12 protein-coding genes, 1 tRNA gene and 1 pseudogene are annotated in these 12498 nt (G+C 66.3%); 6 read left to right on the forward strand and 8 right to left on the reverse strand.

Annotated features, from left to right (window positions below; all coding sequences use genetic code 11):
- The first annotated feature begins 334 nt into the window (after window positions 1–334).
- Together thrS and EDF57_RS24645 are read left to right on the forward strand one after the other, a co-directional pair.
- Window positions 335–2347: a threonine--tRNA ligase gene (gene thrS / locus EDF57_RS24640; RefSeq protein ID WP_134096288.1), complete on the forward strand. Its 2013-nt coding sequence runs from the start codon at window positions 335–337 to the stop codon at window positions 2345–2347.
- Complete coding sequence (locus EDF57_RS24645; RefSeq protein WP_134096289.1) at window positions 2344–3018, forward strand: spermidine synthase; 675 nt, start codon at window positions 2344–2346, stop codon at window positions 3016–3018. The genes thrS and EDF57_RS24645 overlap by 4 nt, the downstream gene beginning before the upstream one ends.
- Before the next feature lie 180 nt (window positions 3019–3198).
- On the opposite strand, the gene EDF57_RS24650 is transcribed toward EDF57_RS24645, so the two are convergent.
- The 6 genes from EDF57_RS24650 to EDF57_RS24670 form a co-directional block, all read right to left on the reverse strand.
- Window positions 3199–3429: a hypothetical protein gene (locus EDF57_RS24650; protein ID WP_132269697.1), complete on the reverse strand. Its 231-nt coding sequence runs from the start codon at window positions 3427–3429 to the stop codon at window positions 3199–3201.
- Window positions 3430–3488: 59 nt separating this feature from the next.
- Window positions 3489–3830: a hypothetical protein gene (locus EDF57_RS24655; RefSeq protein ID WP_134096290.1), complete on the reverse strand. Its 342-nt coding sequence runs from the start codon at window positions 3828–3830 to the stop codon at window positions 3489–3491.
- A 54-nt stretch (window positions 3831–3884) separates the two neighbouring features.
- Window positions 3885–4772 carry a bestrophin family ion channel gene (locus EDF57_RS24660; RefSeq protein WP_132269694.1) on the reverse strand — a complete coding sequence of 296 codons (888 nt, stop codon included), beginning with the start codon at window positions 4770–4772 and terminating at the stop codon, window positions 3885–3887.
- Window positions 4769–5203, reverse strand: a complete 435-nt coding sequence (locus tag EDF57_RS26150) for a hypothetical protein (RefSeq protein ID WP_243841285.1) — start codon at window positions 5201–5203, stop codon at window positions 4769–4771. Before EDF57_RS26150 ends, EDF57_RS24660 begins: the two co-directional genes overlap by 4 nt.
- Window positions 5187–5312 carry a hypothetical protein gene (locus tag EDF57_RS26265; protein WP_279587461.1) on the reverse strand — a complete coding sequence of 42 codons (126 nt, stop codon included), beginning with the start codon at window positions 5310–5312 and terminating at the stop codon, window positions 5187–5189. Before EDF57_RS26265 ends, EDF57_RS26150 begins: the two co-directional genes overlap by 17 nt.
- 67 nt (window positions 5313–5379) lie before the next feature.
- Window positions 5380–6360 (reverse strand): agmatine deiminase family protein, encoded by a 981-nt coding sequence (locus EDF57_RS24670; protein WP_134096291.1) that lies wholly within the window; start codon window positions 6358–6360, stop codon window positions 5380–5382.
- Window positions 6361–6541: 181 nt separating this feature from the next.
- Between EDF57_RS24670 and EDF57_RS24675 the strand changes: the two genes are divergently transcribed.
- From EDF57_RS24675 to EDF57_RS24690, 4 genes are all read left to right on the forward strand, one after another.
- Window positions 6542–9295 carry a bifunctional [glutamine synthetase] adenylyltransferase/[glutamine synthetase]-adenylyl-L-tyrosine phosphorylase gene (locus EDF57_RS24675; RefSeq protein WP_134096297.1) on the forward strand — a complete coding sequence of 918 codons (2754 nt, stop codon included), beginning with the start codon at window positions 6542–6544 and terminating at the stop codon, window positions 9293–9295.
- Window positions 9292–9768 carry a peroxiredoxin gene (locus tag EDF57_RS24680; protein ID WP_134096292.1) on the forward strand — a complete coding sequence of 159 codons (477 nt, stop codon included), beginning with the start codon at window positions 9292–9294 and terminating at the stop codon, window positions 9766–9768. Before EDF57_RS24675 ends, EDF57_RS24680 begins: the two co-directional genes overlap by 4 nt.
- Window positions 9769–9785: 17 nt before the next feature.
- On the forward strand, window positions 9786–10577 hold the full coding sequence (locus tag EDF57_RS24685) for a ferritin-like domain-containing protein (protein WP_134096293.1): 792 nt from the start codon (window positions 9786–9788) through the stop codon (window positions 10575–10577).
- 151 nt (window positions 10578–10728) lie between these two features.
- Window positions 10729–11442 (forward strand): M23 family metallopeptidase, encoded by a 714-nt coding sequence (locus tag EDF57_RS24690; protein ID WP_243654451.1) that lies wholly within the window; start codon window positions 10729–10731, stop codon window positions 11440–11442.
- A 433-nt stretch (window positions 11443–11875) separates the two neighbouring features.
- Here EDF57_RS24690 and EDF57_RS24695 read toward each other — a convergent pair.
- Both EDF57_RS24695 and EDF57_RS24700 read right to left on the reverse strand, forming a co-directional pair.
- Window positions 11876–12192, reverse strand: a pseudogene (locus EDF57_RS24695) (transposase); the annotation flags it as partial.
- A gap of 218 nt (window positions 12193–12410) precedes the next feature.
- Window positions 12411–12487 (reverse strand) — tRNA-Met (locus EDF57_RS24700).
- Window positions 12488–12498: the final 11 nt, after the last annotated feature.

A 12498-nucleotide genomic window follows, 5' to 3' on the forward strand; every position in this document is an offset into this window, starting at 1 on the left:
GACTGCATTTAGTCAAGGAGCCTTTACATCGTCTCCGTCGCTCTGGCGGGGTGACTTTTCGCGCGGGAATTGCTACATGCTCGGGCGATGACGCAGCTGCGCACCTTGACCACGACTACTACCACCCGGTGCTTCCGGGGACGGTTGGTCGCGGCCTGAAGGCGCAGCCACCGTCGCCCGGCGTTCGGGCGAGCGGCGTCACTCTCCCGAAAATAGCGCCGATCCTGCTGACGCCGCACCTTCACCCGGCGGCGCGCCTGTGCCATGGCGCCCCAAAGGTTTTCCGCCCGCATGCTCTGGTATGGCATGGGGCAAACGAGAGATGAGTTCGTCCATGTCCGAGATGTTCAAGATCAGCCTGCCCGACGGTTCGGTTCGCGAAATGCCCGAAGGCTCCACCCCGGCCGACGTCGCCGCCGCCATCGGCCCCGGCCTTGCCAAGGCCGCGCTGGCCGCGAAGATCGATGGCGAGCTGGTCGACCTGAGCCTGCCCTTCAAGGGCGACGCCAATCTCGCGCTCGTCACCAGCCGTGACGAGGAAGAGGCGCTGGACCTGGCCCGGCACGACTTCGCGCACGTCCTGGCCGAAGCGGTGCAGGCGCTGTTCCCCGGCACGCAGATCACTTTCGGCCCTTCGACGGACGACGGCTTCTACTACGACTTCGCGCCCAATCCGGAGCGCGGGCCGTTCACCGACGACGACCTGCCCGCCATCGAGGCGGAAATGCGCAAGATCATCGCCGCCAACAAGCCGCTGCGCCGCGAGGTGTGGGACCGCGAGACGCTGATCAGCCGCTGGAAGCAGCAGGGCGAGAACTTCAAGGCCGAATGGGCCGCTGAACTTCCGGGCGATGAGCCGCTGACCGTCTACTGGTCGGGCGAGGACTGGCTGGACATGTGCCGCGGCCCGCACCTGCCCTCCACCGGCAAGCTGGACCCGGCCGCTTTCAAGCTGACGCGCGTTTCCGGCGCCTACTGGCGCGGCGACCAGAAGAACGCGATGCTCAGCCGCATCTACGGCACCGGCTGGCTGAACAAAAAGCAGCTTGCCGCGCACCTCACGCGCCTTGAGGAAGCCGCCAAGCGCGACCACCGCAAGCTGGGCAATGAGATGGACTTGTTCCACCTCCAGGCCGAAGCGCACGGCTCGGTGTTCTGGCACCCCAAGGGCTACGTGATCTATCGCGCCCTTGAAGACTACATGCGCCGCGCGATCAGCCAAGCGGACTGCAAGGAAGTGAAGACGCCGCAGGTCATGGACGCGCGGCAGTGGGAAGCCTCGGGCCACTGGGGCAAGTACCGCGAGAACATGTTCGTCATCCCCGACGAAGTGCCCAACACCGAGGACAACGGCCCGATCATCTCGGACGACGCCCAGTGGATGGCGCTCAAGCCGATGAACTGCCCCGCGCACATCCTGATCTTCAAGCAGGGCATCAAGTCCTACCGCGATCTGCCGCTGCGCCTGGTCGAGAACGGCTGCTGCCACCGCAACGAGCCGCACGGCGCGCTGCACGGGCTGATGCGCGTGCGCCAGTTCACGCAGGACGACGGCCACATTTTCTGCCGCGAAGACCAGATCGTCGGCGAGGTGCAGGCCTTCTGCGAGATGGCGGACCGGGTCTACAAGGACTTCGGCTTCACGTACGCGATCAAGCTGGCGCTCCGCCCCGACAACCGCATCGGCACCGACGAGCAGTGGGACAAGGCCGAGGCCGAACTGCGCGACGCTGTGATCCGCGCCGGCCTCGCCACCGAGGAATATGGCTGGGAGGAACTTCCGGGCGAAGGCGCGTTCTATGCGCCCAAGCTGGAATGGCACCTCACCGATGCGATCGGCCGTACCTGGCAGGTCGGCACGATCCAGTCCGACCGCATGTTGCCCGAACGTCTCGATGCCAGCTACATCGGCGAGGACGGCGCGCGCCACCGCCCGGTCATGCTGCACCGCGCGATCTTCGGTTCCTATGAGCGCTTCATCGGCATCCTGATCGAGCACTTCGCCGGCAAGCTGCCGGTCTGGCTCGCCCCGGTCCAGGCCGTGGTCGCCACGATCGTTTCCGATGCCGACGACTATGCGCAGGAAGTGACGAAGAAGCTCAAGGCCGCCGGGGTGCGCGTCGAGACCGACGTGCGCAACGAGAAGATCAACTACAAGGTGCGCGAGCACTCGCTGAAGAAGGTTCCGCACTTGCTGGTCGTCGGCAAGCGCGAGGCGGAGGAACAGACCGTCGCCCTGCGTACCCTCGGCGCCGAGCACCAGAAGGTCATGACCCTCGACGAGGCGATCGCCCTGCTCAAGGTCGAAGCCACCGCGCCCGACCTTCGTGCGGACATGCCGGCATGATCAAGCGCGAACTGATCGACACCGCGTGGATCCCCGATGGTGAGAAGCTCGAACTCTACAGGCACGATCAGGACTACATGATCGTGCTGGGCCACAACGAGCTGATGTCCACGCGCAAGTGGGGCAGCGAGGAAGCGCTCGCCACCATGGCCTGGGATCGCATCAAGGGCGTGACCAAGCGCCCGCACATGCTGATCGGCGGCTACGGCATGGGCTTCACCCTGCGCGCGGCGCTGCGTACCCTGCCTGAGGATTCGAAGCTCACCGTCGTCGAACTCGTGCCCGAGATCATCGAATGGGCACGCGGACCGATGGCCGAACTGGCGCAGGGCTGCCTCGACAATCCGCGCGTTAACCTGGTGATGGGCGATGTCGCCCACATCATCGACGGATCGCGCGCGGCTTACGACGCCATCCTGCTGGATGTCGACAACGGCCCGGACGGCCTCGTGCGCGAGGACAACAACCAGATCTATTCGAAGGTCGGCCTGCGCGCGGCGCGCAATGCGCTGACGCCGGACGGCGTGCTGGCGATCTGGTCGGCCGGTGCGGACCCCGCCTTCACCCGCCGCCTGGAACGCGCCGGATTCAAGGTGGACGAAGTGAAGGTCTCCTCGCGCAGCAACGGCAAGGGTCCGAAGCACGTCATCTGGTTCGCCACGCCGGAGTGACCGGGCAGCAGCGCGATCGGCGCTGCCGGCCTCTCGCTCACGCGGCCTCGCATTCTCCGTCGCCCCCCCGTGAAGGCGGGGCGACGGTTCCTCGTTTCCCGTAAAAGGCTTTGAAAGAGCGCGATTCCCGCCCCCCGCGGGCATGGCGGTAAACGCCCGCGCGCATCGCTCCCGCGACAATCAGGACGGTAGCGAGCGATCCCGACGCGCCGCCACCCGCCGCGCCTTCGCGCGTCCCGCGGCGGCGACCAGAACGCTGGTGCTCAGCAGAATCCCGGAGACCAGCACACCCACGGCGACCAGGCCCGCAGGGCTGAAATCGGTGCGCGCATCCAGCTTGACCCAGTTACCCAGCTCCACGCTGGCCTTGGCGGTTTGGCGATCCTTGGAGAGACGCTTGAGCGAGCGCATGAGCCGGTGATTCCCTTTGCTGAAACGCCGCCAGCCTTAGCACGAAGGCGAAACGGCGATCAGCCCCCGCGAGTCAGCCGCTCCAGCCAGGCCTGCGCCTGCTTCGGCTCGCCAACGGCGTCGGATTGCACCGGCCCGCGCGCGGCAAGGAGTTCGCGGTGGAGCGCGAACGGCTCCATGTCCAGCTGGTCGCGCAGATCGTCGATCTCTTCGGCCATCTCACCAAGCGCATCGAGCATCGGCGCCGCCTTGGCCTTGTGCTGCTTGTCCTTCGTGTGGCCGAACAGGCCCCACTGCCCCGCCGCCGTCGCCTGCAAGGCTTCGATCAGCGCGGCGCGGTAATCGGTTTCAAGGTCGGCACGGCGGTTGTCCATGCGTTCGAGGCGGTCTGCTCTGGCCATGTGACCGCCCTAGGCGCGCCCGGCGTTCATCACAAGACGTTCACCACAAGCGGCTCACCACAGGACGCCGTGCTTGTCGGCCACGATCGGCGGCGGCGCTTCTTCGCCGATGGACTGGAGAAGGTCGATCTCGATCGTGCGGCACATCGCATTCAGCGGCAGGTCGTGCACGGTGTTGGCGAAAGGATCGACCAGGTCGTCGCCGATGGCGAGTACCGCCAGGAACATGATGCCCGCGATCGTCGAGCCCAGCGGCGTCGCCACGCCCAGCGTCTCCACCAGGCCGATCGGCAGCAGGATGCAGAACATGTGCGTGAAGACGATCGGGAAGAAACGGTACTGATAGGGCAGCGGCGTGTTCTTGAGTCGCTCCATCCCGCCTTGGGAATTGGCGATATCGACCAGAACGGCCTCCATCTGCGCCTGCTGGATCGTGTCGATCCAGCCCTTGCGCCGCGCTTCGTCGATGCGGTGGCCGGTCTCGTCGAGAATGCCGTTCGCCACGTTGGCGCGCTCCAGCGAGGCATCGGCGTCCCCGCGCGACAGCATGCGCAGGACTTCGGCATCGGGCTTGATGCGGCGCAGCTGGCAGCGCAGCGCGTTGACGTAGGCGATCTGGCGCAGGACGATGCGGCGCTTCAGTTCGGCCGCCTCGGGATCGGGCATGAAATTGCGGGCCGCACGCGCGATGTTGCGGCTGGCATTGATCATCAGCCCCCAGAGGCCGCGCCCTTCCCACCAGCGCTGGTAGGCGGAATTGCTTCGGAAGCCGAGGAACAGCGCCAGCGCAGAGCCGAACAGCGTCACCGGCAGTTCGGGCGCATGGAAGGGCAGCACGAAATAGGTCACCGTGACGATGATGTCCCACACGAACAGCAAGGTCAGCGGTTTCCAGATTTCGCGGAAGATCTGGACAGGTTGCAGCGAGGCAGTGACGATCATTGCTTGGCGGAATCCCCTCCATGCGCCGATGTGGCGGCATGCGACAGCGCGACAGAAGTGCCCGAAACCGGCCTCAAGGTGAACCAGTCCGCCCTGTCGATGGCGACGAGAAAGCCCAGCACGCCCAGACCGAAGAGCAATAGCAGAAAATTACCGACAAGCGATTGGCGAAGGCGAGTCCGCTCGGCGTCAGACATGTGGCGCATGGTGAGTCTCCTTTTCCAGATACGCGAACGGGTAAACTGGGGAAGGATAATTTCGATTGCATCGAACTTGCGTGACATTTCTTTGCTGCAACGCAGCAGACACGATGTGCGGTGCAGCAGAAACGGCAGGCCGCCGGCCGCTATCGAAAATATTTTGAAATGAAATGGAAATTGTCCGGCATCCGACGCGGTCCGGTTGGACCGGCGGTCAGAAAGGCAGGACATCCTTGGCCAGAATCAGCGCCAGTGCGCAGCCGCACACAAGCGCGGCGCGCAGAAGTTCACCCTGCCGGAGGTTCTGAGCGCCATGCGCAAGTGCGACGATACGAGCCATGCATGCGGTAATGCACGCCAACCCCTTGCCAATCCGTTAAACCCCGTGGTTCCGGGATCGCCCGCGATCAGCGCGACGGCATCTGCTGGCTGGAGCAGTGGAACGAGCCACCGCCGGCCAGAACCGCGTCGGCCATGATGCCCACGGTATCGCGGCCGGGGAACAAGTCCGCGATCGCCGCCACGCCCGCTTCGTCATGCTCCGTGCCGTAGATCGGCACGACCACCAGTTTGGAGGTGATCGCGAAGTTCATGTAGCTGGCAGGCTCGATCCGGCCGTCCGTTTCCACCCGGCCGGGCGAGGGGACTTCGCGCACGGTCACGCCCATGGCCTCGGCACGGGCCTTGGCGTCGGCATAGATGGCGGCATTGGGGTCGTTCGGGCCCGTCGCCCGCGGCAGGGCCAGGACGTTCGCCGCCACGAAGCGGGCGAGGTTGTCGACATGGCCATCGGTATGGTCGTTGATAAGGCCGTCACCCAGCCACAGCACCCGATCATAACCGAGGTCGCGCCGGAGCCGCATTTCCAGATCGCCGCGCGTCAGGTGCGGGTTGCGATTGGGATTGAGCAGGCATTGCTCGGTGGTGGCGACCAGGCCGGTGCCGTCCCCGTCGAGCGCGCCGCCTTCCAGGATCCAGTCCGCCGTCTCGACATCCAGCCCGGCATCGCGCGCCAGTTCGGCGCCGATCTCCTGGTCGCCGTCCATCAGGTACTTGCCGCCCCAGCCATTGAAACCGAACCGCATCGCCTTCAGCGCACGGTTGCCGTCGGCCACGACCAGCGGCCCGGTATCGCGCAGCCAGACGTCGCCATAATGGCGCACTTCCAGATTCACTTTCGAAGAGACCAGCGAGGCCGCCCGCGCCCGGTTGGCCTCATCGCGCACGACCAGGCGCACTTCCTGCCCCGATTCGGCAACGGCGGATGCGAAAGCGGCCATCTGCTCCTGCGCGGCTTCGAGGAAACCCGGCCATTCGACGGGATCGTGCGGAAATCCGATCCAGATCCAGTCCTGGGCATGCCATTCGGGGGGAAGGGCGAACGTCACGGGGCAACCTCCTTCAGCCGCGGAGCAAGGCCTGCCGCCGCGAATGGCCGAGCCGATAGAAGAGCGCCGCCTTCGGGGCAATGCCGCAATGTCACCGGGTACGCCGGCCTGCCGCGCCGAATTGGCATTCCCGTGCCCGCAGGCGCTTGCCCTGCGCGGCAGCGGCGGGCAGGAAGCCGGGATGGATGCCGAACCCAATGCCGCACCTCAGGCCGACTGGACCGGCGCGATCGCCCGTGCCCGCGCCCATGCTCCCTACCTCTCCAGCGCGCTGGACCGCCTGCCCGCGTTGACCGAACGGCTCGCCGCCGGACAAGGCGATGCCGCCCTGGACTGGGCGCGTGCCGCCGGCGAAGGCGCGCCCAGCGTCGGCGCGGCGTTGCGGCGCGAGAAGCAGGCCCTGGCCCTTGCGCTCGCCATCGGCGACCTGGCCGGAGCCTTCCCGCTGCTCAAAGTGACGGGCGAACTGTCCGCCCTGGCCGACCGCGCGCTGGACGCCGCCATCGCGGAAGGCATCCGCCGCCGCGTGCCCGATGCCGAGCCGGCCGGCTTCCTGGCCCTCGCCCTCGGCAAGCACGGCGCGGGCGAGCTGAACTACAGCTCGGACATCGATCCGATCCTGCTGTTCGATCCCCAGCTGCTCCCCCGCCGCGAACGCGACGAACCGGGCGAAGCGGCCCAGCGCGTGGCGCGCGCCGTGGTGGAAACGCTGGCCGGCGTGACCGACGAGGGCTACGTGTTCCGCACCGATCTGCGCCTGCGCCCGGCCTCCGAGGTCAGTCCGCTGGCGATCTCGATCAACGGCGCGCTGACTCATTACGAATCATCCGCCCTGGCCTGGGAACGCGCCGCCTTCATCCGCGCCCGCGCCTGCTCGGGCGACATTGCCGCGGGGGAGGCTTTCCTCGCCGCGATCCGCTCGTTCGTCTGGCGCAAGAGCCTCGATTTCGGCGCCATTGCCGAGATCGGTCGCCTCACCGCGCAGATTCGCGCCAATAGCCGCGGCAGCGTGACGGTCGGCCCCGGCTTCGACCTCAAGAAGGGCCGCGGCGGCATTCGCGAGGTGGAGTTCTACGCCCAGACTCACCAGCTCATCCACGGCGGCCGCAACCCCGCGCTGCGCCTGCGCGGGACGCGCGCCACCCTCGACGCCCTGGCCGAAGCGGGCCTGGTCCCGCCCGAGGATGCCCGCCTGCTGGGCGAAAGCTACGACCGCCTGCGCACCGTCGAGCACCGCCTGCAGATGATGCAGGATCAGCAGACCCATTCGCTGCCCGTGAAGGAAGACCTGCTTGACGAAGTGGCCCGGCTCGACGGCCTGCCGGACGGCGCGGCACTGATCGCCGAACTGACCCGGATCACCGATGCCGTGGGCGAGCGCTACGATGCACTGGTCATGGCCAACCTGCCGCCGGGCAGTGGAACCGGCGGAGGCTCCGCGGTAGCCGTGCCGGCGCCGGCTCAGGAGGATCTGCGCGACGAACTCATGCGCATGGGTTTCGCCGATCCCGACGCCATGGTCTCGCGGATCGAGGGCTGGCTCTCCGGCCGGATGCGCGCCTTGCGGTCCGATGCCGCCAGAGTGGCTTTCGAGGCGATCCGCCCCGGACTGCTCGCCGCCCTGGCCGCTGCACCGGAACCGGAGCGCGCCATGGCGCGGTGGGAGCAACTGCTCAACAACCTGCCCACGGCGATCAACCTGTTCCGCCTGCTGGAGGCGCGCCCCGCCCTGATCGAACGGCTGGCGCGGATCCTCAGCCTGGCCCCGCCGCTGGCCGATGCACTCGCCCGCCGCGCCGACCTGCTGGACCCGCTGATCGACGCCAGCGCCTTCGACCTGCCCGGCACCCTGCCCGAGCTGGTCGACGAATTCGGGCGATTCGAACCCGGTGACGATTACGAGCGCAAGCTCAACACCGTGCGCCGCAAAGTCGGCGATCGCCGCTTCGCTCTCGGCGTGCAGCTGATCGAAGGGGTCAACGATCCGCTGGAGATCGGCCATGCCCTCGGCCGCATCGCCGAAGCCGCGCTGGTGGTTCTCACCGATGCCGCCGTGGCGGAATTCCGGGAGGTTCACGGCGAAGTGCCGGACAGCGAGCTGGCAGTGCTGGGCCTCGGGCGGATGGGCGGCGGCGTGCTCACCCATGCCTCCGACCTCGATCTCATCTACTTGTTCACCGGCGACTTTGCGGGCGAATCGAACGGCCGCCGGCCGCTTGGCGCCACGCTCTACTACAACCGCCTGTCCCAGCGCGTGACCGCCGCGCTCTCCGTGCAGACGGCCGAGGGCGCGCTCTACGAAGTGGACACGCGCCTGCGCCCCTCCGGAGAGCAAGGCCCCCCCGCCGCCAGTCTCGAAAGCTTCGCCCGCTACCAGCAGGAGCAGGCCTGGACCTGGGAGCACATGGCGCTCTGCCGCGCGCGGGCGCTCTACGGCAGCGAAGAGGCGCGCGGCCGCCTCGCCGCAATCGTCCGCGACGTCCTCACCGCGCCGCGCGATCCGGTGAAACTGCGAACCGACGTCCTGGAAATGCGCGCGCGCATGGCCGAACACAAACCGCCCAAGGGTCTGCTCGACGTCAAGCTGATGCGCGGCGGGCTGGTCGATCTCGAATTCCTGGTTCACTTCACCCAGCTTCGCAGCGGCGCCGGCCTGGATGCGGATCTGGGTGAGGCGCTGCGCCTGCTCACTGCGCAGTCCCTGCTCCCGGACAGCCTGCAGCAGGCACACGACGTGCTGACCCGCCTGCTCGTGGCCGCCCGCCTGCTGGCGCCCGATTCGCTCAAGCCGGTCAGCGCCGCCTGCATGGCGCTTGTTCGCGCATGCGGCTATGGCGACTGGCAGGACCTCGAAACCAGCCTGGCCCAGGCCCGCGCGCAAGTGGCGGCAGCATGGGCGGAGGCCTTCGACGAAGCACTGGAGATTTCCCGATGACCACCCGCCTTCCCGAAACCGGCGACACTTTCCCCGACGTCGCGCTCGAAACGCCCGAAGGCGGCAGCATCAAGGCCTCGGACTTCGCGGGGCGCAAGCTGGTGGTGTTCTTCTATCCCAAGGACAGCACCCCGGGCTGCACCACCGAAAACATCGAGTTCTCGGCCCTGAAGGATCAGTTCGAAGCGGCAGGCACCGCACTCCTCGGCGTCAGCAAGGACTCGGCGAAAAGGCACCAGAATTTCATCGCCAAGCACGATCTCAAGGCCCCGCTCGCCACGGACACAGAGGAAAACGGCCTCTCCGACGCACTCGGCATCTGGACCGAAAAGCAGAACTACGGGCGTACCTATATGGGCATGGTGCGCACCACCTACCTGATCGGACCGGACGGCAAGATCGCCCGTGTGTGGAACAAGGTGAAGGTCAAGGACCACGCCCAGCAGGTGCTGGAGGCCGCGAAGGCCCTCTGATGTCCCGTTCGCCGGTAATGACCCGATCCGTCGCTTCCGCGATCCGCGAGGCGCTGCTCGAATGCGATCCACGCGCGAAGGCCATGATGACGCGCAAGGTCGCGCGCGATTGGCGGCTCGGCCGGCTTTCCTTCGTGTTCGACGTGGCCATGCCCACGGTCCCGGGACGGCCGGAAGCGCCGGAACTTCTGCCCCCGAGCCGCATGCCCAAGCGCGGCAAGGGCGGCTCGGAACGCGGGCGAATCGCACTCTGGCACGCCCTCGCCCATATCGAATTCGTGGCCATCGACCTTGCACTGGACATGGCGGGTCGATTCGGCGGCGAGATGGACGAACGCTTCGTGGGCGATTTCCTCTCGGTCGCCGCCGACGAGGCCATGCATTATGCGCTGATAGACCGTCATCTGCGCGGCCTCGGCAGCCATTACGGCGCCCTGCCCGCGCATGACGGCCTTTGGGAAGCGGCCGGAAAGACCGCGCATGACGTGGCAGCCCGGCTCGCCGTCGTGCCGATGGTGCTCGAAGCACGCGGCCTGGATGTTACCCCGGCCACCCTCGATCGGGTGAAAGCCAATGGCGACGAGCGCGGCGCGCGCATCCTCCAACGAATCCTTGACGATGAAATCCGGCACGTTCGGTTCGGCGCAATTCATTTCGCCGAGGTCGCCGAACGGTTGAACGAGAGCCGGAACGACCTCTGGAAAACCCTGGTTTCCCGCCACTTTGGAGGGGCTGTTAAGCCGCCGTTCAACGACTCGGCGCGCCTCGCAGCCGGTTTACCGCGCGATCTCTACGCCAGTCTTGCTTGATCGCAATCGTTCGGCATATCTCCAGATCACGAGACGGCGGGGGGTTCCGACCATCTCCAGTTAAGGGTTTGCGCGAAGCGCCACTGTGCGTGTTCGTCATAAATACAGGCGTCGCAAGCTAACGCTCGCGGCGGATAACAAGGTATTGCGAGTGGTCGTAACGAAATTCTTCGCCAAGTTCCGCGCAGTGACCGGTGCCGTCGCCGTCGCAGGATCTCTCGTCGCCGCTCACCCGGCGATGGCCAACAGCAGCGCTGCCGCTGCCGACATTTCCGCCCCGCTTCGCTCGGCCCAGGCCGCGAACCAGTCGGCCGGCGGAGAAGACGAACAGTTCCACAACCTCTTCAGCTCCTGGCAGAACTTCGAGGAAACCGGTCTGGCTTCGGCCAAGGCCAAGCCTTCGATCCCCGGTGCCGCCAAGCTTGGCGCGGTCTCGATCCCTTCGCGCACGCCGCTTGAAGGTCTCAAGCTGACCAGCAGCTTCGGCATGCGCAACCACCCGATCCTCGGCGGTCGCCGTGCCCACAAGGGCATCGATCTCGGCGCCCCGATCGGCACGCCCATTTATGCCACTGCCGACGGTGTCGTCGGCAAGGCCGCCTGGTTCGGCGGCTATGGCCTCTTCGTTGCGCTGGAACACGGCGGCGATCTCGAAACCCGTTACGGCCATATGTCGCGCCTCAACGTTGCCGAAGGCCAGATGGTCCACAAGGGCGACGTGATCGGTTTCGTCGGCACCACCGGCAATTCGACCGGCCCGCACCTCCATTACGAAGTCCGCGTCGACGGTGAAGCCGTCAACCCGATCCCCTACATGCAGGGCGATCGCATGGCGGCAGCCGACTCCGATTCGACGGGCGGCTGATAGAGTTCCAGATCGGCCAGGGACTGCGCAAGGACAGCCCGGCCAACACGGTTTGGAGAGGAGGGAAGAGGCGGCCGAAAGGCCGCCTTTTCTTATGCCCGCAGCACGAATGCGGCGTTGGATATCGTTCGACGGTAGGATGCCGAATGTGGAGCCATTTCGATAAGCTCATGGACGAACCGGCGCATGATGATACCGGGCTCGCTGCCCGGATACCAAGCGGGCTTCGTGAACGCCGAGCAACCCTGCCCCGCGCGCATGACCAAGCCGTACCGGTTTAGGATGCCATTGGCTGGTCCTTCTACCTCGATACAGCCGGCCGTGGTATGAGAATCGAGGCCGCCTGACGAATCATGCCGTACTAGAATCTCCTCGGTACTGGTGACGTTACCCCTAGGTTTCCACCAACTCGGATAAAAGCCGGGCAGCTCCGTTACGCATGAGCGCCGGTTGAGCATGGCCCGCGCGGCGGAAGGCGTAGCGAAGCATGCCATTGCTTATGCAGTTCAGTGGCGAAGGCCCCAAGGTCTCGTATCCAAGCGATGAGTGCGGCCTCTCCTGGTTGTAGTCGTCTGCCCAAGCGAAGATCACCACGCAGACATGGTCCAGGCTTGGAAGCAGGGTCTCATTGAGCAGCTCGTTGCGAATGCGACCGTTGAAGCTCTCGACATGGCCACGCTGCATAGGCTCGCCCGGGGCAATATAGCGCCACTTCACCCCGACCTCCCGGCACCAGGCACGGACGGCGTTCAAATCGCCTAATTAAGCTTGGAGAAAAATCCCGGCGTCATGTCAGACCAGGTCCGGTTGCCGAGCGCGTCGCGGGTATAGCCAACTGCACTCGCGAGGTGCTCTCCCTGCGGCGTGCTCCCCCTCTTGGGTTCTGCCGGCGCGTGTGCGGCGCCACGGCGCGAGCACACGAAGCGGCCTGGGCTGGGCCGTTGTGTATGGGGGGAGAGGAATGTTCATGGTTGCGGGGGCAGGATTTGAACCTGCGACCTTCAGGTTATGAGCCTGACGAGCTACCGGGCTGCTCCACCCCGCGTCACCATTGAG

It is taken from the genome of Novosphingobium sp. PhB55 (genome assembly GCF_004368805.1).
Lineage (GTDB): Bacteria > Pseudomonadota > Alphaproteobacteria > Sphingomonadales > Sphingomonadaceae > Novosphingobium.

Bases quoted from the DNA above. Each gene is read 5' to 3' on its own strand.
- EDF57_RS24685 (WP_134096293.1), top strand. From the start codon at position 9,786: ATGACCCGATCCGTCGCTTCCGCGATCCGCGAGGCGCTGCTCGAATGC.
- EDF57_RS24680 (WP_134096292.1), top strand. From the start codon at position 9,292: ATGACCACCCGCCTTCCCGAAACCGGCGACACTTTCCCCGACGTCGCG.
- EDF57_RS24650 (WP_132269697.1), bottom strand. From the start codon at position 3,429: ATGCGCTCGCTCAAGCGTCTCTCCAAGGATCGCCAAACCGCCAAGGCC.
- EDF57_RS26150 (WP_243841285.1), bottom strand. From the start codon at position 5,203: ATGTCCTGCCTTTCTGACCGCCGGTCCAACCGGACCGCGTCGGATGCC.
- EDF57_RS26265 (WP_279587461.1), bottom strand. From the start codon at position 5,312: ATGGCTCGTATCGTCGCACTTGCGCATGGCGCTCAGAACCTCCGGCAG.
- EDF57_RS24675 (WP_134096297.1), top strand. From the start codon at position 6,542: ATGGATGCCGAACCCAATGCCGCACCTCAGGCCGACTGGACCGGCGCG.
- EDF57_RS24655 (WP_134096290.1), bottom strand. From the start codon at position 3,830: ATGGCCAGAGCAGACCGCCTCGAACGCATGGACAACCGCCGTGCCGAC.
- thrS (WP_134096288.1), top strand. From the start codon at position 335: ATGTCCGAGATGTTCAAGATCAGCCTGCCCGACGGTTCGGTTCGCGAA.
- EDF57_RS24660 (WP_132269694.1), bottom strand. From the start codon at position 4,772: ATGATCGTCACTGCCTCGCTGCAACCTGTCCAGATCTTCCGCGAAATC.
- EDF57_RS24645 (WP_134096289.1), top strand. From the start codon at position 2,344: ATGATCAAGCGCGAACTGATCGACACCGCGTGGATCCCCGATGGTGAG.